The 19,595-nt window shown below is 35.1% G+C and carries 19 protein-coding genes and 1 tRNA gene; 15 read left to right on the top strand and 5 right to left on the bottom strand.

Features of this window, described 5'->3' with window-relative positions:
- The first annotated feature begins 36 nt into the window (after window positions 1-36).
- From murD to FHK87_RS11130, 9 genes are all read left to right on the top strand, one after another.
- The gene (murD, locus tag FHK87_RS11170) at window positions 37-1,380 is read left to right on the top strand and encodes a UDP-N-acetylmuramoyl-L-alanine--D-glutamate ligase (RefSeq protein ID WP_140592814.1); all 1,344 of its coding nucleotides are present in this window, start codon (window positions 37-39) and stop codon (window positions 1,378-1,380) included.
- A gap of 41 nt (window positions 1,381-1,421) precedes the next feature.
- Window positions 1,422-2,630 (top strand): FtsW/RodA/SpoVE family cell cycle protein, encoded by a 1,209-nt coding sequence (locus FHK87_RS11165; RefSeq protein ID WP_140592813.1) that lies wholly within the window; start codon window positions 1,422-1,424, stop codon window positions 2,628-2,630.
- A complete protein-coding gene (gene murG, locus FHK87_RS11160; RefSeq protein WP_140592812.1) occupies window positions 2,627-3,718 on the top strand; it encodes an undecaprenyldiphospho-muramoylpentapeptide beta-N-acetylglucosaminyltransferase in 1,092 nt (363 codons plus the stop codon). Before FHK87_RS11165 ends, murG begins: the two co-directional genes overlap by 4 nt.
- Before the next feature lie 22 nt (window positions 3,719-3,740).
- Window positions 3,741-5,087: a UDP-N-acetylmuramate--L-alanine ligase gene (gene murC, locus FHK87_RS11155; RefSeq protein ID WP_140592811.1), complete on the top strand. Its 1,347-nt coding sequence runs from the start codon at window positions 3,741-3,743 to the stop codon at window positions 5,085-5,087.
- Window positions 5,084-5,803: a cell division protein FtsQ/DivIB gene (locus tag FHK87_RS11150; protein WP_140592810.1), complete on the top strand. Its 720-nt coding sequence runs from the start codon at window positions 5,084-5,086 to the stop codon at window positions 5,801-5,803. Before murC ends, FHK87_RS11150 begins: the two co-directional genes overlap by 4 nt.
- A 7-nt stretch (window positions 5,804-5,810) precedes the next feature.
- The gene (gene ftsA / locus FHK87_RS11145; protein WP_140592809.1) at window positions 5,811-7,169 is read left to right on the top strand and encodes a cell division protein FtsA; all 1,359 of its coding nucleotides are present in this window, start codon (window positions 5,811-5,813) and stop codon (window positions 7,167-7,169) included.
- A gap of 75 nt (window positions 7,170-7,244) precedes the next feature.
- Complete coding sequence (gene ftsZ / locus FHK87_RS11140; RefSeq protein ID WP_140592808.1) at window positions 7,245-9,233, top strand: cell division protein FtsZ; 1,989 nt, start codon at window positions 7,245-7,247, stop codon at window positions 9,231-9,233.
- 97 nt (window positions 9,234-9,330) lie between these two features.
- Entirely contained in the window at window positions 9,331-9,780 is a 450-nt protein-coding gene (locus FHK87_RS11135; RefSeq protein WP_140592807.1) for a GatB/YqeY domain-containing protein, read from the top strand.
- A 10-nt stretch (window positions 9,781-9,790) separates the two neighbouring features.
- A tRNA-Arg gene (locus FHK87_RS11130) sits at window positions 9,791-9,864 on the top strand.
- Here FHK87_RS11130 and FHK87_RS11125 read toward each other — a convergent pair.
- From FHK87_RS11125 to FHK87_RS11110, 4 genes are all read right to left on the bottom strand, one after another.
- Window positions 9,818-11,434 carry a recombinase family protein gene (locus FHK87_RS11125; protein WP_140593918.1) on the bottom strand — a complete coding sequence of 539 codons (1,617 nt, stop codon included), beginning with the start codon at window positions 11,432-11,434 and terminating at the stop codon, window positions 9,818-9,820. The genes FHK87_RS11130 and FHK87_RS11125 overlap by 47 nt on opposite strands.
- A complete protein-coding gene (locus FHK87_RS11120) occupies window positions 11,412-11,633 on the bottom strand; it encodes a hypothetical protein (protein WP_140592806.1) in 222 nt (73 codons plus the stop codon). The genes FHK87_RS11125 and FHK87_RS11120 overlap by 23 nt, the downstream gene beginning before the upstream one ends.
- Window positions 11,634-11,889: 256 nt before the next feature.
- On the bottom strand, window positions 11,890-12,648 hold the full coding sequence (locus FHK87_RS11115) for a MerR family transcriptional regulator (protein WP_140592805.1): 759 nt from the start codon (window positions 12,646-12,648) through the stop codon (window positions 11,890-11,892).
- A gap of 129 nt (window positions 12,649-12,777) precedes the next feature.
- Window positions 12,778-13,491 (bottom strand): hypothetical protein, encoded by a 714-nt coding sequence (locus tag FHK87_RS11110; RefSeq protein ID WP_140592804.1) that lies wholly within the window; start codon window positions 13,489-13,491, stop codon window positions 12,778-12,780.
- A gap of 369 nt (window positions 13,492-13,860) precedes the next feature.
- Here FHK87_RS11110 and FHK87_RS11105 point away from each other — a divergent pair, with 369 nt between their 5' ends.
- The 6 genes from FHK87_RS11105 to FHK87_RS11080 all read left to right on the top strand — a co-directional run bounded on the left by FHK87_RS11105 (window position 13,861) and on the right by FHK87_RS11080 (window position 18,825).
- On the top strand, window positions 13,861-14,124 hold the full coding sequence (locus FHK87_RS11105) for a hypothetical protein (protein ID WP_140592803.1): 264 nt from the start codon (window positions 13,861-13,863) through the stop codon (window positions 14,122-14,124).
- A gap of 285 nt (window positions 14,125-14,409) precedes the next feature.
- Window positions 14,410-15,699, top strand: coding sequence for a winged helix-turn-helix domain-containing protein (locus tag FHK87_RS11100; protein ID WP_140592802.1), 1,290 nt, complete (start codon window positions 14,410-14,412; stop codon window positions 15,697-15,699).
- Window positions 15,700-15,719: 20 nt separating this feature from the next.
- Window positions 15,720-16,202, top strand: a complete 483-nt coding sequence (locus FHK87_RS11095; RefSeq protein WP_140592801.1) for a hypothetical protein — start codon at window positions 15,720-15,722, stop codon at window positions 16,200-16,202.
- Between the two features lie 358 nt (window positions 16,203-16,560).
- A complete protein-coding gene (locus tag FHK87_RS11090) occupies window positions 16,561-17,730 on the top strand; it encodes a glycosyltransferase (protein ID WP_140592800.1) in 1,170 nt (389 codons plus the stop codon).
- A 417-nt stretch (window positions 17,731-18,147) separates the two neighbouring features.
- Window positions 18,148-18,393 carry a C2H2-type zinc finger protein gene (locus FHK87_RS26210; protein WP_226294204.1) on the top strand — a complete coding sequence of 82 codons (246 nt, stop codon included), beginning with the start codon at window positions 18,148-18,150 and terminating at the stop codon, window positions 18,391-18,393.
- Window positions 18,394-18,495: 102 nt separating this feature from the next.
- Window positions 18,496-18,825 (top strand): hypothetical protein, encoded by a 330-nt coding sequence (locus FHK87_RS11080; protein WP_140592798.1) that lies wholly within the window; start codon window positions 18,496-18,498, stop codon window positions 18,823-18,825.
- Between the two features lie 426 nt (window positions 18,826-19,251).
- Here the strand turns inward: FHK87_RS11080 and FHK87_RS11075 are convergent, their stop codons facing one another.
- The gene (locus FHK87_RS11075; RefSeq protein ID WP_140592797.1) at window positions 19,252-19,563 is read right to left on the bottom strand and encodes a hypothetical protein; all 312 of its coding nucleotides are present in this window, start codon (window positions 19,561-19,563) and stop codon (window positions 19,252-19,254) included.
- Between the last annotated feature and the right edge of the window lie 32 nt (window positions 19,564-19,595).

Genomic DNA, 19,595 nt, shown 5'->3' with positions numbered 1-19,595 from the left:
ATAGACTGATAAAGAATATTGAAGAAGGAGAGGGAAATGAAAAATAAAGGCCTTTTAGTTGTATTGGGAGCAGGAGAAAGTGGAGTAGGGACCGCTATTTTAGGTAAAAAAGAAGGATTTGATGTATTTGTTTCTGATAAAGGAACGATTACAGATTCTTATAAAGAAGTTCTTAGAAATTTTGAAATCGAATGGGAAGAGGAACAGCATACAGAAAATAAAATTCTGAAAGCATCTATTGTAATGAAAAGTCCAGGGATACCGGATCAAGTACAGATTGTACAAAAGTTGCTTAAAAATAAAGTTCCTGTAGTTTCTGAAATAGAATTCGCATCTAGATATACAAATGCTAGAATAGTTGGTATTACAGGTAGTAATGGAAAAACAACTACAACCATGCTAGCTCATTATATTCTAAAACATGGTGGTTTGGATATCAATATGGCTGGAAATATAGGAGATAGCTTTGCAAAGCAAGTAGCATTGAATGATGCTCCTTATTATGTTTTAGAACTGAGTAGTTTTCAATTAGATGGGATTGTTGATTTTGTGCCACATATTGCCATTTTAACAACCATTACACCAGATCATTTAGATCGATATGAACATAATTTTGATAATTATATAGCGTCAAAATTTAGAATAGTTAAAAATCAAACTGAAAATGATTATTTCATATACAATGCCGATGATGAAGTGATTGTGAGATACTTAAAAGAAAACCCAATTCGATCAAGATTGCTTCCATTTTCTCTGACAAAAAAAATAGAAAATGGAGCTTACATAGAAAATGAAAATATAATAATACAAATAGATAACAACAAGATAATCATGCCGACAAAAGAATTAGCGCTAAGTGGAAATCATAATGTAAAAAATGCTATGGCAGCTGCTACTGCTTCACACTTATTAAAAATTAGAAAAACTACGATAAGAGAGTGTTTAGAAAACTTTCATGGAGTAGAACACAGATTAGAGAACGTATTGAAAATAAATAATGTTCAATATATCAATGATTCAAAAGCAACAAATGTAAATGCCACTTTCTATGCATTAGATGCTATGAAATCTTCTACCATTTGGATTGTAGGAGGAGTAGACAAGGGAAATGACTATACAGAATTGTATTCTTTGGTAAACGAAAAAGTGAAAGCCATCATTTGCCTTGGTATAGACAACTCAAAAATTATTAATGCTTTTGGCAACTGTGTTGATAATATAGTTGAAACACAAACTATGAAAGATGCTGTAGATATTGCTTATAAGTTGGCAGAAAGAAATGATAATGTGTTACTGTCTCCTGCTTGCGCAAGTTTTGATTTATTTAAAAATTATGAAGATAGAGGAAGACAGTTTAAAGAAGCAGTAAGAGAATTATAAAAATAGATTTTTTTAAAAAAAGTAAAATTTTTAATCATAAAATGACCAAAATACTAGCAAATATAAAAGGAGATAGGATGATATGGGCTGTGGCTGCCCTGTTGGCATTGTTTTCTTTTCTGCCTGTATATAGTGCAAGTAGTAATTTGGCTTATTTATATGGAGACGGAAATACATTTAAGTTTTTAATAAAACATGGTGCTCATCTAGTATTAGGTTTTTTGATCATGTATGGAGTACATAAGATACCATATCATTATTTCAAAGGACTCTCGATTATTATGATTCCTGTAATAGTGGTTTTGCTTTTGGTAACTATGGCTCAGAATACGACAATTGGGGGCGCAAATGCAAGTAGATGGATTAGAATTCCATTTGTCGGAGTTACTTTTCAGACATCAACACTCGCGGCTGTAGTTTTGATGACTTATGTTGCAAGGTATCTTTCTAAGATAAAAGATAAAAAAGTGTCTTTTAAAGAAACATTGTTGCCACTTTGGCTACCGGTTGCTGTAGTATTAATGTTAATTCTTCCAGCTAATTTTTCTACAACAGCTATTATTTTTTCGATGGTTATTATGTTGGTTTTCTTAGGAGGGTATCCTTTGAAGTATATAATTACCATTTTGGGAACTGCGTTTTTGGTACTTTCATTTTTTATATTATTTGCCAAAGCATTTCCAGGGGTTTTTCCGAATAGAGTGGATACTTGGGTAAGTCGTATTGAAAACTTTGCAGATAATAAAGATACAGAAGAAGATTATCAAATAGAGCGTGCAAAAATAGCTATTGCAAGAGGCGGGGTTATCGGTAAGGGACCAGGTAAGAGTGTGCAAAGAAACTTTTTGCCACAATCCTCTTCAGATTTTATCTATGCTATAATTATAGAAGAGTGGGGGTTTGTAGGAGGAGTGTTTTTGATGCTATTGTATATATTATTATTACTTAGGCTAGTAATAGTCGCACACAAAAGCATAGATGTCTTTGGAAAACTGTTGGTCATAGGTGTTGGTTTGCCTATAGTTTTTCAAGCTTTAATTAATATGGCCGTTGCAGTTGAGTTGTTTCCTGTAACTGGCCAAACATTACCACTTATAAGTAGTGGTGGTACCTCTATTTGGATGACATGCCTTGCTATAGGGATTGTATTGAGTGTAAGCAGCAAAAGACAAACCATTGTCGAAAATCAAAATATAAACGAAAATAAAAATGAAGAGAATCCTTCAGAGGTTCTGAGCGAAGTGATATGAGTAATGCGGTAAGAGTCATATTGTCTGGTGGAGGTACAGGAGGACATATATATCCTGCAATAGCTATTGCTAATGAGATACGCAATAGGTATCCAGATGCAGTTGTACTATTTGTAGGAGCAAAAGACCGTATGGAGATGCAAAAAGTACCTCAGGCAGGATATAAAATAGAAGGTTTATGGATTAGTGGGATTCAAAGGAAACTATCATTAAGTAATTTTTTATTTCCTTTTAAATTGATAAGCAGTCTCTTGAGATCAAGAAAGATTATAAGACGATTTAGCCCTGATATCGTTATAGGAACAGGAGGATTTGCTAGTGGACCATTGTTGAGAGTAGCAGAATCAAAAGGAATACCAACAGTAATCCAAGAACAAAACTCTTTTCCAGGTATCACAAACAAGTGGTTGTCAAAAAAGGCAAACAAAATTTGTGTAGCCTATGATGAAATGCATCGGTTTTTTCCGAAAAATAAAATCGTAAAAACAGGAAACCCTGTTCGTCAAGATTTATTAGAGATTAGTAGTAAACGAGAAGGGGCGATCAAAAAATATCACCTCGATAATAATAAAAAAACAATTCTTGTTCTCGGAGGAAGCCTTGGTGCAAGAAGAATCAATCAATTAGTAGAAAAAGAACTTAATTTTTTTCAACAAAACGATTTAGAAGTCATTTGGCAGTGTGGTAAACTGTATTTTGAAGAATATCAAAAGTACAATGATCAAGAAGGAGCACAGGTTCATCAATTCTTGGATACGATGGATTTAGCATATGCAGCTGCAGATATTATTATATCTAGAGCAGGAGCAAGCTCGGTTTCAGAACTGTGTATTGTAGCAAAACCTACAATATTTATCCCTTCGCCCAATGTAGCAGAAGATCATCAAACAAAAAATGCGTTTGCAGTTGTTAGTAAACACGGTGCCAAAATGATTAAAGAAAATGAATTGGATGATAAGTTTGAAATCGAAATAAAAGAATTGTTGTTGTCTGAGAAAATGCAAAAAGAGCTTTCAGAGAATATAAAAAAACTTGCATTGCCTAAGGCAACATCAGACATCGTTGACGAAATTGAAGATTTATTATAAAAAAAGAAGAGTATAGTTGTAAATGAATAACAGCTTAAAAGACATACAAAATATATATTTTATTGGTATTGGTGGTATCGGTATGAGTGCGCTTGCACGATACTTTACATTTTTAGATAAAAATGTTGCTGGATATGATAAAACGCCAAGTCCAATTACAAGTGATCTCATAGATCTAGGAATTGCAATTCATTTTGATGATCAAATCAAGAATATTCCTTCGGCTTATAAAAATAATAAAGAAACACTGATCATATACACTCCTGCAATTCCTGCAGATCATAAGGAACTTAATTTTTTTATTAAAGAAGAATACGCAGTTAAGAAGAGAGCAGAAGTATTAGGAATTATTACAAAGGATGTCTATACATTGGCGGTAGCAGGTACACATGGTAAAACCACGACTACTGCAATTTTAGCACATTTATTAAAAGAAAGTGGAGCAAAAGTAACTGCATTTTTAGGGGGGATAAGTGAGAATTATAATTCAAATTTAGTTTTAGAAGGGAATGAAGTTGTAGTGGTAGAAGCAGATGAGTTTGATCGTTCATTCTTACAGTTATATCCAGATGTGGCTGCAATTACATCTATGGATGCAGATCATTTAGATATTTATGAAGAAGCAAATGCTTTAGAGGAATCATTTACAGAATTTTCATCCAGAACAAAAGATCATTTATTAGTCCGAAATGGCTTGCCTCTTACCGGCAGTACTTTTGGCATTGATGATGATTCTCAATATTGTGCACAGCATATAAGAATCGATAATGGGACTTATATTTTTGACTTAAAAACACCTCACACGCTTATAAGGGATTTGCATTTAAACCTTCCAGGTAAACACAACTTGTTAAATGCTATTACAGCCTTTGCTATAGCAATGTTATACGGCTCCCCGACCGATTCTTTGGCAAAGGCTTTATTTTCTTTTAAGGGAGTACAACGAAGATTTACATATCAAGTCAAAACAGATGATTTGATTTTTATAGATGATTATGCACATCATCCAACAGAAATTGATGCTTTGCATCAGGCAGTTAGAGAAATGCATCCTGACAAAAGAGTAACCGCAGTTTTTCAACCGCATTTGTATAGCCGTACAAGAGATTTTGGTTTAGAATTTGCGAGAAGCCTTAGTCAGTTTGATGAAATCATGTTATTGGATATTTATCCAGCTAGAGAATTACCAATTCTTGGGATTACTTCAGAGTGGTTGTTAAATATGATCAAAAATGAAAACAAAAAAATAATTAATAAAAATAATCTCGTTAAAGAGATAAGAGATACCAAACCAGAAGTTTTATTAACTATTGGTGCTGGTGATATTGGTGAAGAGGTATTTAAAATAAAAGAAGCATTGATAATATGAAAAGGAAAATTTTAATATATCTCAAATATAGTGGCTTACTTATTTTGTTGGTAGGATTATTTGCTTTTGCAAGGAAAAGAAATGACCAAAGAAAGATTAGTAAAGTACATGTAGAATTTGTAGAAGAACAAAATCCTTATGTAAATGAATTAGCGGTTAATAAATTGTTAATACAAAATCAAGGAAGAGTGACAAACGTGGGCAAAGAAATTTTAGTTTTGAATACTGTAGAGCAAGAGCTTGATTCACACAAAATGATAGAGCATTCTGATGTGTATCTGACTGTAAGCGGGGAACTTAAAGCCAGAATTAAACAACGCACACCAATTGCAAGGGTTGATGCGGTAACTTCTTTTTATGTTGATGTTACCGGGGGAGTAATGCCATTGTCTGATAGTTATTCTGCTCATGTACCATTAGTACAAAATGTTTCAGAACAGGAAATTTCTGAGGTTTTTCCTTTGCTAAAGGAAATTCAAAAAGATGAGTTTTTTAAAAAACATGTAGTAAGCATATCTCAAACTACAAAAGGAAATTATGAGCTTCGGTTTCGAGTATATGATTTTAGAATAGTAGTAGGAGAAGTTGAAAATTTGAAGAATAAGTTTAGAAATTTTAAAGCATTTTATCAAAAAGCTTTAAGAGATCAAACGCTTAACGGTTATAAAAGTGTCAGTTTGCAATTCAGTAATCAAGTGGTGTGCACAATAAAATAATACCAATATGGATAGAGAAGTAAATGAAATAGCGGTAGGATTAGATATAGGAACAACAAAGATTGTTGCTATGGTCGGGCGATATAATGAATATGGAAAGATGGAGGTATTAGGTGTTGGTAAATCCAAAAGCCTTGGAGTACATCGTGGTGTTGTAAATAATATTACACAGACAATTCAATCCATTCAACAAGCGGTACAAGAAGCAGAAAGTGTATCGGGAGCTAAGATTAATGATGTAACAGTTGGTATTGCAGGACAACATATTCGAAGTCTACAACATAGTGATTATATCACAAGACCAAATGCAGATGCAGTTATTGATGAGGATGATATAGAAAAACTTTGTAATCAGGTACATAAGCTTGTAATGTTGCCAGGAGAAGAAATTTTACATGTGCTTCCGCAAGAATATAAAGTAGATGGTCAGGCAGAGATAAAAGAACCTGTAGGGATGTATGGAGGTCGATTAGAAGCTAATTTTCATGTTGTCGTGGGACAAGTTACATCGATTAGAAACATAGGCCGATGTGTAAAAAGCTCGGGTCTAGAATTATCAGATGTAACATTAGAACCCTTGGCATCTGCTAATGCTGTTCTTAGTCAAGAAGAAAAAGAAGCTGGTGTTGCATTGATCGATATTGGAGGAGGAACTACAGATTTAGCCATTTTCAAAGATGGTATCATCAGGCATACCGCAGTGATACCTTTTGGTGGAAATGTAATTACAGAAGATATTAAAGAAGGATGCTCTATTATAGAGAAACAAGCAGAATTATTGAAAATTAAATTCGGTTCTGCATGGCCAGGAGAAAATAAAGACAATGAGATTGTTTCTATCCCTGGATTAAGAGGTAGAGAACCCAAAGAAATAACATTAAAAAACCTGTCTAAAATTATTCATGCCAGAGTTGTTGAAATTATAGAACAAGTATTTCTGGAAATCAAAAACTATGGACATGAATCGCCAAAAAAGAAATTAATTGCAGGAATTGTTTTAACAGGAGGAGGATCACAGCTTAAACACTTAAAACAACTAGTCGAGTATATTACAGGAATGGATACCAGAATTGGATATCCAAATGAACATCTAGCCGGTAATAGTGATTCAGAAACCACTAGTCCTATGTATGCAACTGCTGTAGGACTTGTTATGGGGAGTTTAATCCATATGAAAAAGCAGCAAAAAGCGAGTAAGAAAGAGACACTAGCTAACGTAGAAGTAGTGCAGGAAACCGAAGCATCAACTGCAATAGAAGAAGAGGTTACCGAAGAGAAAACTCAAAAAGAAGAAACGAAACCTAGAAAAAATATTCTAGAGAAATGGACAGAAAAATTCAAGGAATTCTTGGATAATGCTGAATAAGAAATAAAATGACTGTTCACGAATAAAGAACACTGTAAAAATATATAAGTAAGGAGAACCAGAAAATAAGCTATTATGAGTACTAATGAGGATTTCGGAAATATTTCGTTTGATTTGCCCAAAAATCAATCTAATGTCATCAAGGTAATTGGTGTAGGAGGAGGAGGTAGTAATGCCATTAATCACATGTTTCAACAAGGGATTAAAGGAGTGGATTTTGTCATCTGTAATACAGATGCGCAAGCATTAGAAAATAGTGCTATACCCAACAAAATACAATTAGGAGTTTCTTTGACCGAAGGATTAGGTGCAGGAGCAAATCCTGAAGTAGGAGAGCAAGCAGCCGTAGAAAGCTATGAAGAGATAAAAACAATGCTGGATACCAATACCAAAATGATATTTATCACTGCCGGTATGGGCGGAGGTACGGGTACTGGTGCAGCTCCTATCATAGCAAAAATGGCTAAAGAATTGGATGTGCTTACGGTTGGTATTGTTACGATTCCGTTTCAGTTCGAAGGAAGAATGCGTAATGAACAAGCTCAATTGGGTGTAGAGCGATTAAGAGCGCATGTAGATTCTTTAATTGTAATTAATAATAATAAGCTACGTGAAGTTTACGGTAACCTAGGATTTAAAGCTGGTTTCTCCAAGGCAGACGAAGTTCTTGCTACAGCATCCAGAGGTATTGCAGAAGTAATAACACATCATTACACGCAAAATATCGATTTACGTGATGCTAAAACAGTACTTAGTAACAGTGGTACAGCAATTATGGGATCAGCTCATGCTTCTGGTAATAAAAGAGCTCATGATGCAATTGTAAAAGCATTAGACTCACCATTGTTAAATGATAATAAGATTACAGGAGCAAAAAATGTATTATTACTAATTGTTTCAGGAAAAGAAGAAATCACTATTGATGAGATAGGAGAAATTAATGATCATATCCAGCAAGAAGCAGGGCATGGAGCTAATATCATTATGGGGGTAGGAGAAGATGAATCTTTAGAAGATGCAATATCAGTAACAGTTATAGCTACCGGTTTTGATGTAGAGCAGCAGGATGAAATTGTGAATACAGAAACCAAAAAGATCATCCATACTTTAGAAGATGAACAAAGAGCAGCAACACAAGAATTATCACCAAAATCTACAGGAAAAATCTCACCATTGCGATCTCCTTTACCTAAAAAGGCAGTAGAGGTAGAAGAAGAGCCGATTATAAAACATGAATTAAAAGAAGATGATGTTGTAATAGATAAAGATAATCCTTTGATTCTCACATCAGGGTTGTTAAAAAATATTGATGTTGAGTATGAAGTGGTAGATCCTTTTTCTACAAAAGATGAGTTTGTAATTATTAATGCGCAAGATATCATCAAAGAAATTGAGGTTAATGATGCAAAAGAAGTAGAGCCGGAAAAAGAAAGTGTAGATCAATTTTCTCTGGCTTTTGATATGCCTGTAGATAATACAAATGAAAATGCTGAAGATCATAAAATAGCGGCCACTACAAAAAACGACTCAGAGATACATAGTGATCAAGAAGAACAACCTATTGTTTTTGATCTTAGTGATGATATTCTCGATATGGAAGTAAAAGACCCAATTGAGGTGGTGCCGGTTACAGAAACAGTAGAAGGAGGAGTAAAAAGATATAGTTTAGAAGACTATATGGAAGAAGAAAAAAGATTAACCGAGGCAAAACCTTCAGAGGTAGTAGAGCAAGATGAAGAAGTTATCTTTGAGAAGAAAACCATCGCAACCACTCCGGATGTAGAAGAGAAAGAAAATGTAGATCCAATAAATCAACCTATTTCTGAAACATTAAAAGCTAGAGCTGCGGAGCGAAGAGCTAAGATGAAAGAATTTAATTATAAATTTAGAAATAGTTCTAATATTGATGATATCGAAAAAGAACCGGCTTACAAGAGAGCAGGAATAGATGTTGATGCAAAACCAGAAGATTCAGGACTTTCTAGAACTTCAATAGGTACGGATAGTAATGATGATGTTCAGTTAAGAAAAAACAATTCTTTTTTACATGATAATGTAGATTAAGAATTTTTAAAATTTAGTATTAGATAACCGATAATCTCGATATAGATTATCGGTTTATTTTTTATCTTCGCAATCCTAAAGATCAAAATTAGTAATCATGAGTTTACAACAAAAAGTAATGACTGCCATGAAAGAGGCAATGAAAGCAAAGGATAGCAATGCTTTAACATCATTAAGAGCAATTAAATCTGCTATTTTGTTGGCTCAAACAGAAAGTGGAGCAAAAGAAGAACTATCTGAAGATCAGGAATTAAAATTATTGCAAAAGTTGGTGAAACAGCGTAAAGATAGTGCTGCTATTTTTACAGAGCAAGGAAGAGATGATTTAGCACAGCCAGAATTGGATCAGGCAAAAGTTATTGAGCAGTTTTTACCTGAACAATTAAGTGAAGAAGAGATAGAGAAAGTAGTTGCAGATATTATTGCTCAAACCGGAGCATCAGGAATGAAAGATATGGGAAAAGTTATGGGTATGGCTTCGTCTCAATTAGCTGGTAAAGCTGATGGTAAAACAATTTCGACTATTGTAAAAAGTAAATTATCATAATTGATAAGATGGCCCAGTAGTTCAACTGGATAGAATATCAGATTTCGGCTCTGAGGGTTGGGGGTTCGAATCCTCCCTGGGTCACTAAATCGGAGTTGTCAAATTTCATTTGATTACTCCGATTTTTTTTTCGGCTCAAAGTGTCTGATATTGAGGGGATTATTTTAAAAAATTCATTTACTCTTGGGGTTCGAAATTCATCGTTTTTAAAGTCAAATAAAATTCCTTCGGGGAACACAAGATTTTGAACTAATTTTTTCAATTCAATATCTTGTAATTTCCAAACGTTCACAATGTTACAAGAAAAATTTAAAGCTAAATCCACTGCTTTTTCTAGGTTCGAACTATTTAAACCTTCTTCAAACAAATCTGCTTGAATTTTAGCAATATCATTTTCTAATTCAGATTTGAAATTATAGTAATCTTCTTTAGATATATCTTCTAATACAACATATCTTTTCTTCATTCTTTCCAACTGCTTTTCTTTCAATTTTATTTCAGCTTCTTGCTCCTTAATTTCTTGCAGTCGCTCCTGATGTTTCTGTACAAAGACAAATTTTGCAATTTCTTTTGCGGGAGTTAGCAAATCACCATTTAACTGATAGTTCCCTAAAAGCTCAATAAATTTATTGTGCATAATTTTTGCACTTCTATTCTCATTGCTTCCCTTTCTTCGATTTTTATAATAATACAGTCCCTTTTTCTTAACGACATAACCCGTGTAAGGAGTTTCGCATACAGCAGATTTCACAAAGCATTTTAATGGCAGGTTAATATCATCCTCACTATATTTATTTCCACTTTCTCTATGTAATAGTAAATTGTGTATTTTAAGAAAAGTTTCTTTTGATATTAACGGCTCATGTTTTCCTGGTATAATTTCATCAGGCAGCATGTTGTTGACGAGTAATCCACAATAGAATGGTCTTCTAAAGTATTCGCTAAGTCTACGCTCATCAATTTTCAATCCTTTTTTAGCCAGTCGTTCTATAATATCACGATGTGGCATATTTCGATTGGCTTTCCAAAGAAATGCTTTTCTTAATAACTTACCTTTCTCATTAATCACTAGCTTTTGCTCCTTTCCTTTTCCGGGATTGAGATTTGTGTATCCAAACGGAACAGGTCCAATACAATACCCTTTTCTAAGCTTCTCTTGCATCCCTGACACCGTTTTATCTCTCCTCAATTCATTATCGAATTGACTGAACATATAGTATAAGTTTTGCTGAAATGTACCAGCAGAAGATTTTGCATCTACTTCTTGGGTAGCCGACTGTGTGGTAATTCCTTTCTTTTTTAGCTCATTACTAATATAAGCCCCATTAGCCCCTGTTCTTGAAAAGCGGTCATAAGAATAGACGATAATTGAAGATATATCTTTTCTTCTTTTTACAAAGGTCAGCATTTTTTGGAATTCTTTACGTTCATCGCTTTTAGCGGATTCATAAGTTCCGCCAAAATATTCCACTACTTCATACCCTTTTTTACTGGCGTAAGCTTCACAGTATTTTTTTTGTGTTTCCAAGCTCGCATTGTTTTCCATTTGTTCTTTAGTGGAAACCCTTGTATAAATAACCGCTTTTTTCTCTTTTCTTTCAGTAATTTGCCTTTTATTCTTTGCAAACTTTCTAAAAATCTCTAAATTTTCCATTGTTGCTTTTTGAATTTGATAAATGATCAAAAATACCTTCAAAAAGCATTTCTATCATTTCGATGGCATTTTCGGCTTGTTTGGTTGAATAATGTTCTAATCCCTTAAACTTTTTTAGTCTTTCAGGATTCATGCGTTCAACTTTTAAGAATTGGTTTAATTTTTTTCTTTCTTCTTCTCTTTCTGATTTAGTTAACATTTTAGTGACACAAGTCGTGGTATTCTGCGTGTTTAGCAGTCATATCACACGGGTCGGAATATTGGCATGGTCTGCCTTTTTTACTGTGTTCGGTTTTGAGCTTCTGTATCCAACTTTTTGAGGTATCCTTTAGCATAAGGAAAGGATGAATGTATAGTAAGTGAATAAAGATCACAAAAAACTGTAATTGCATGATTAAAAGTTTGGTTACGGATCAGCGCGGATTTTAGTATTGTTTTGTTTCATATCAAGATGTTTACAACTTCTTTTTAACGGTTCTTGTAATCAAAACCACATCTCCATTATGCTGCTTTACTTCAAAATCTTGGTAATCCCCGCTTTTAAGAAGCTTTGCTAATGAATTTTCATTCTTTTTCATTTCTTGGACTCCTTCTAATCGGGTCATCTCTCCTTTACTGGTCGTAATTTTAATATACTTATATACTTTACTTCGTATAATATTAAGCACCTTAATTTCTTTTGGATTTAGTCCTTCAAAATCTTTAAAATCCGGATACGTATACACATCGTGCAAAGCATCCTTAATTTGTTTGTTTAAATAAATACAAATGTGATTTTGAATATGCCCACGTTTGATTTTTGTAAAGTATTCTTTGTCATTGACCACGTATAATTCATCCTTATCATTTAAAACAATATAAACGGCTGTATTCGCTTCAAATATATAAGTCATATAATATTGCAAGGCTGGATAGTGTTTGTTATTTCCGGCTTTAAAAGGGGTAAAAAGCCCTTTTTTAGCATTTCTGATTTTCTTGCCGGATACCTGTAATTTTTTTAGATCGATAATAATCCCAAGCCATACCAGTTCCAGAGGACTGAAATAATGTACATTCCCCGAACCGGGAAAGGCTCTTGAATCTTCCAAGAGCCCTGTTTTTATCCATCCGTTTAATTTTCTTGAGCTAACCCCTCTCTGTGGTCGTAGTTCAAATTGTCGCTCATTCAACAGAATGTCGTAGATCTCATAATCTACTTTTTTAGTAGCTGTCATTATCTAAATAATTTGATTGATGTGAGCAGCTAATATAATAAAATAAAGTTACTAAGCAGTAACTTGCATTTGTTTTTAATTGAAATAAAGTATTTTCTGTACTTTGAAAGCTAACTATTAGCCATCTTATTATGGCAACAAACTATTTTCTAATTGACGTTCCAATGAAGCGATGTATTTCTTTAAAGTGGTATTCTCACTATCCTTAGCTTGCAAGACTGCTTCATTGGCTTTCAATAACTCCTTGTATAACGCAACTTTATCATCGGATATATCATTATTCTTAGGTTTAACCTCTTGCAGTGAAGTAGTTGAAAGTGTTTGCATACTCATTTCAAACGCTTTGAGTGCAAGCTCAATGGTTTTTACGACATTGTTTTGCACCTTGACAAAAGTGACATCATTCAACTCTTTAATCAAGGATTCCTGAAGGTTACTCAATGCATTTTTAACTATAGGGTTATTCATGTTTTGATCGTTTTTACGATTAAAAATGAATTGTTGTATTTTTTCATTAACTAAAACAATAATACCTTTTTTGTAAATTCGTCCTGAATGCACGTCATTTTCTCCTATAGTCAGTTCAAGCTCAAAATCTTCATCGTAAAAAAAATTGATTGGAATATCGAAATATCTGGAGAAGTTAAGCATTGCAGAATGCGGTAAATGTTTTTTTCCTTCCCGTACCTGACCTACTATATAAGCATTACTACCGTAAATAATATGTCCGATACTATGATCGCTAAGGCTTTTAAGGTTATGCAAGGCGTATTGTTCGCGGATCACTTCGATCGCTTTAAAAAATTGTCTGTTTACACATTCTGAAATGGGGTTATCTCTCATCGCTATTTTAACTTGTAAAAAAAATCAAATCGTAACTGTTTGATTTTAAGTTTTTTATTTGTTTTTCAATTAATTTTAAATGAAAAACATTAAATTTAAATGTAAAAATTAAAAATTAATTCTATACATTTGTTAAACCCTTAAATAATTGAGGTTTAACCGTACTTTGAATCTAATAGTACGTATGTGCTATTTTAAATTCGATTCAAAAGTAATGAAAAAAATTAAAAATGAATCATAAAAAACACAAAAATGAAGCAGTACTGACCCAGTACTGACCCAAAAATTACCCCTTTGTTATTACAGCGCCCTAAAATATACCTATCCGGAAGGATATTCACACATTGTTACATTTAAACCCTTACGCTCATGTATACGGAGGAACATCTTAAAAAAACTATTGCTGCTGTAAAAAAGGCAGAGAAACGTCCTACTCAACCCTTAATGGCGAAAACCGGATTGTCCCGCACAACCGTTCAACGGTTTCTACGTCAGGATACCATTCGACAAACCAATCTTGATAAATTATTTGAAGCTTGCTTAGAAATCATTAGCGAGCATAAAAAGCAACACAAGAAGCTCACTCATAAATATCATGATGTGATGCAGCACCAAAAACAACTGTTCAGCTAATTATTCCAATGGTCATTCATCAAATTTGGGGCAATGTTATGATACTTGAAACTACCAGAAATCAAAAAGCGAAAGAGGTTATCCAAACCATCAAGGAACGTATCCGACAACGGGAGCGTATCGGAGTTCCTAATGAGAAAATGCGGGCTTTAAAGGTTGTGATCCGTTCAAAGTAACCCTATTCATTTTAACAATCATTGTACATGCCTTACTGCATCTTTACCTACATAGGATAAGGGTGTTAGGGCAGTACGCTCAAAACACATCTCAAATACAAACATTATTATGTTACTTGATTATTCTATTACCTTAAAACAATTGGATCGGTATGTAGACGATTATAATGCTACTTTATCCGCTGATGCCTTACCCTTAAAAGGCTCGATGTTACATACTGCAAAGGAGATTGTCCGCATGTATGGAAGGGCTTTATTAAAAGCAAGCAAGCACACCCGATTACAAGAAGATAACCTTCCCTCTATGCGCGCTAATAATGTACAGCTCTCTAAAATTACCAAAATGAGTTCCCGTACCATTCAACGCCATCTGAAGCGATTGTTACAAACAGGGATCATTACCAAAAAGATTAATCACGGATCAAAGTTTCCCTACGAGTTGTGGATAACCCCAAAAATATTGTGGATAAAGGGGTTAACAACGCCAAAAAAATCAATCATGGATGAAATGACATCTAAATTTCAAGATGCTGAAAAACAAGAGATTACAAATGACACTGCGACAAAGTGTCCTCATAGAGATGCTAGAAACTATCAAAAAAACTCAACTAATAAACTAATAGGTGTTGATAACTTCAAAAATACAGGCATTTTAGCGTTAGCTAATGTTTTGACTACCCACACGGATCAAAGGAGTTCGCTACCGCGAACGACTTTTAGTGATTTTGCAGGATACCCACAGTTGAAAGCTCCGCAAATTGATCCACAGTTGAAAGCTGCTGGCGGGATGATGGCTACTGCCGGATGGCAGGGCTTGGCATTATGTAAACCAGGGGGCGCGAAAATTCCCCGACCTATCAGCCAAGCCGATGTAAATCAAGCCACTACCCGCCACACTTTCCTGCTGTCCTATGCGAAAAAACTCTACGGGCTGGCACGTCAAAAACTATATGCTGACACCCTTTTGACCCCGTATCAACACCAAACTGCTATTGCTTTACTCTATCAATGGTATCGCCCCGTGCCGAATGAGAAGCTAGCCAGAGCGCATGAAATCTATTGCGACCGTATCGAACTGGCACGGAAATATATTGCCAGAAAGCCACAAGAACGTTTTGTGACCTTACCGGATCAGTATTTCGATCCAAAAAATAAAAATGGTTTTGCAGGTACAAAACGGTGGTATCAAAAACATAAAATCTATCTCCAGAGGTTGCAATTGCAATCGATATTGCGCCAACAAATCCAAAAGTTCAAACGCAACGAAGCGAAAGATACCGGGCAAGGACGACCACGTATCACAGTCTTACGGGAGTGCCAACAAGAGATTGACAAACTTAAAATACCTGCATTAGCCAAACAATTTGAAAGTGCTGTACAACACATTTTACGATCATAAATTAATATCATCAATCAACAATGGAACAGAACACCCATAAACGTTTCTCTTTGAAACAAAAGCTTAAAAAAGCCGTAAGCGACATTCATATCGATGTCTTTGGCTATGAAAAAAATGTAACCCGAAATGTGGTTGCCTATTTCGATAAACTATCGAAAGAAACCGGATTGCCTTCCGATCAGATCATTGTCCGCATGTTCAAGCAGCAACACACAGTCAAGACTTGTGTGCATCAAAAAGGAAAAGTCGTTAAGGATATTTCGGTTCAGGAACTTATTGAACTTTTTACAGGTACAATGGGCATGCCCGGCATGGAAGAAAAAATGACCGATAGGATTATTGGACTGATCACGGATCTGATGAGACAACACAAGCAAGAGCATCACCAATTTCACGTCTGTATCCTTGCCCAAAACGGTCAGGTATCCGTACATGCGGTAAATGGAAATACAGTTTTAGAAACCATTCCCTTAACGGTACTCATTCAATATTTTACCCGATGAACAAACCGAAGAAGAAACGAAGAGGATGGCGGATCATTCGGGATTCTTCCCACGTCATGCGGGTCTATTTCGTTGATGGTGCAAAACGTACATTTTATTCGAGGGATTGGCGACACGCGTATTCACGCAATAAAGACCCTTCCATTGGTTTTTGGAGATATCGCAAACTAGTCCGCTTCTTTGGGCAACGCGCACGAACGATCCTTATTTATCACCGCAAGAGCAACACCTTAGTGGCTAAATATCGGAAAGGCGAGGAAGTCCATATCGAAGACGAAGAAGGCTAATCATCCCCTTCACATCAACACATCATTTACATCACATATAAACCATATACACACTAAAAATCAATACGAATATGAGTACACAACAATCGCAAGAGCTTTTCTTTCAAATTGATCCTAAACAATCGAGTGAACGCACACCGGGAACTATTAATATCCTTTATGTAGCCCCAAAAGAAAATGCATCAGGCTATTATCGAATGGTATTACCCTACCGATTTTTATATTTTCATGCTACTTTTGATACGCATGTTGTAGGATTGGGCAAGGAAGATTTTAGTAAACCCTTTGCGCTATCCAAAGAATTGGAACTAGACCAATGGGCAGCTTGGGCGGATTACATGATCTTTCCAATGACCACACAACCGCTGCATTATCTTTGTAAAGCCTTCAAGTCCATACACCCGAAACTACGATTGGTTATGGATATCGATACGCCTATTCACTTCCTTTCTAAACATGATCCTTTATCTAAAAAACTAGATCAAAAGAAACTAGAAAGTCTTGAACAGAATATGCTGCAAATGGATATGCTTACCTTTTCCAATGACCGCCTTTTAGATGCGTATTTTAACTATTTCCTGGCGCGAAAGCAACTTGAAAAAATGCCAAATTTGGAATACATTCCAACCTTATTCACAAAACTTCATTTCTCAGCACTTCGATGGGAAGCAATAGAAAAACAAAAGTCCTCTGATACCACTATCATTCGTATCGGGATCATCACAGAAGTAAGGGATATTAATGAAATCATCGCTTTATTGCCTGTTATGGAAGCAATAATGGAAAAGTATCCGGATACGGTTCAATTTGTTATACTGGGATGGGGTGGGCTACTATCGGATGGTAGCAAACCTTTGCAAAGTATTGCTATTGAATACCACCCTGCGATGCGTTATGACCGTTATCTAAATTGTCTTTACAATTTAAACCTTGACATTGCCATGTTGGTCAAACCAAAAGATGCGTACCATCGCCTTTTGGACCATCCCATTTTACTTGAAATTGCGTATATGGGCATCCCTGCTGTCATTTCCAAAGGGTGTATGGTTTATGAAGATTTGTTCCCTGAAGACCAGGGGTTATTTCCACAAACGCATGACGCTTGGATCAAAGCGTTAACACGCTTGATTGAACAACCAAGGTTGCGAAATACATTAGCAAAAACCTTTATGGAAAATGCAAAAGAATGGTGTACCTATTCACAGGAACATATCACTGAGCTTCTGGAAATCTTTAATTAATATTTTTTTAACATAATTTATGAAAAATACTAGGAAAAAACGTGAAACAAATACAAACGTAAAGACATATATTAGATGGGGGTATTGAAAGATCATATTGCAGGGGTGCTTGTGATCCTGTTATTGCTCATGCCACAAATCGCACACACACTCTATGTTTTCGAGGTACATAGTCGTTACGACAACCCTTGGTTTGCATGGTGTTATGCCATTGGCGTGGACACTGCAATTTTGATCTTTACCAGCAAGGGATGGCTTCGTACTGCTTTCGCATACTTTTTCGCCACGCTGGCGCATAATTTAGTGTATTTATACAATCCGGACAGTATTTGGAGTGGGCTTTTGGTCTGCATCAATCTGTCCGCGACCCTGTATGCCTTGACGCATTTGTTTATTAAAAAGAAAACAATCCCACAAATGCCACACGCTACAGGGACGCTAAAAAAAGCGATACACATACAACACGCCATAGAAGCAGGCATACATTTTGAGGCACACCCTTTTGAATGTCCTGAATGTGGTAAAAGGTTCGCTGACAATAAACAATTAAACGGACATATTTCCGTGCATAAAAAACAAAACGAATGGAAACCGGAACATTATGGAAATTGGGAAGAACAAAACCAAAAAAGATATCAGAAATTATTGGAGACCCCACAATAAGTCCAAGTTTTTGATCCTATAAAAATGAACTTCATTTAACGTAAACACACATCGAAACACAAATCATTTAATCTATCTATCTAACACAAATCAATTAATTTTATGAGGTTTTTTAATGTCACACTACAATGGGGTGAAACAGCACTCTACAGTGCGGGAGAACGTCGGATTAGGAAGGTACATTGGGATTATCCAACCCTTCCTGATGTAAACGATACGATCCGGGTAATGGACTTTCTCAAGAAATGTAAAGATAATGATACGTTTGCCTGTACACCACAGGAGTATTTTATGTATCAAAATCAAAAAAGGTGCATCTTTGAATGGGTGCAACAAGAACATTTCTGGACAGTCGAACACCGAAGTTGGGAACTCGAAGATATCGGGATTATACCCGCATATATTATAACCGATATCGGATATAACGGGTAACTACTTTTACATTGATGTCTTTTAAAAATTAACAAATAAAAGTGACATTACCCCCGCAATGTGACTGTATGATTTGCTTTCTATTTATACCCCCCTATAATTAATTTCGTACCCCTCAAATGGTATGTATTATCGGGGGGTATAAATTGGGAGCTTTGATATATCAAGGGATATGCCATAGTAGGTGTCCTATTCCCTTTAGGAGATCGTACCTTTTGGGCGTACCCTTACCAAAAAAACAGAAAAACTCTTATTATATTTGATCCTGAAAGACCTCCGTAATGCTTTGTTTTGTTAACTTTTTAGGTCTTTCCCATTCAAATATCTAAACAGGAGACTTCCAGTGGGAAGATCCTGTTTTTTATCGGTCAATGGCATCCGATAGGATATATAACTTTCCTCAAAAAAGAGGGGGTAAAGTGACTTCTAGAGAGAAGAACTTTCCAGTACGTATTTCGGTACGATGATTTTGGACAAGGCATTTCCAAAATGGTATTTTGGAAATCCTACCGCAGCATTTTGGAAATGGGATATCCAATGCCCGAAAATGGCATTTTTGAAAATGGCATATCCAAAGATTTGAAAATAGTATATCCATTTGAAAATCAATTTGGTAATGGCATATCCAAAAATCGGAAATGGCATATCCAAAAATGCTACTACAGCGTTTTGGAAATGGTATTTTGGAAATCCTACAATAGCATATCCAAAATGGCATTTTAAAAATGGTATATCCAAATATCCACAGGTACGAAATACATCACCAAAAA

The sequence above is a fragment of the Aquimarina algicola genome (assembly GCF_006443095.1).
GTDB classification, from domain to species: Bacteria; Bacteroidota; Bacteroidia; order Flavobacteriales; family Flavobacteriaceae; genus Aquimarina; species Aquimarina algicola.
Note: the sequence above shows the minus strand (reverse complement) of the source record. Positions and strands in the feature narration are given on the sequence as shown.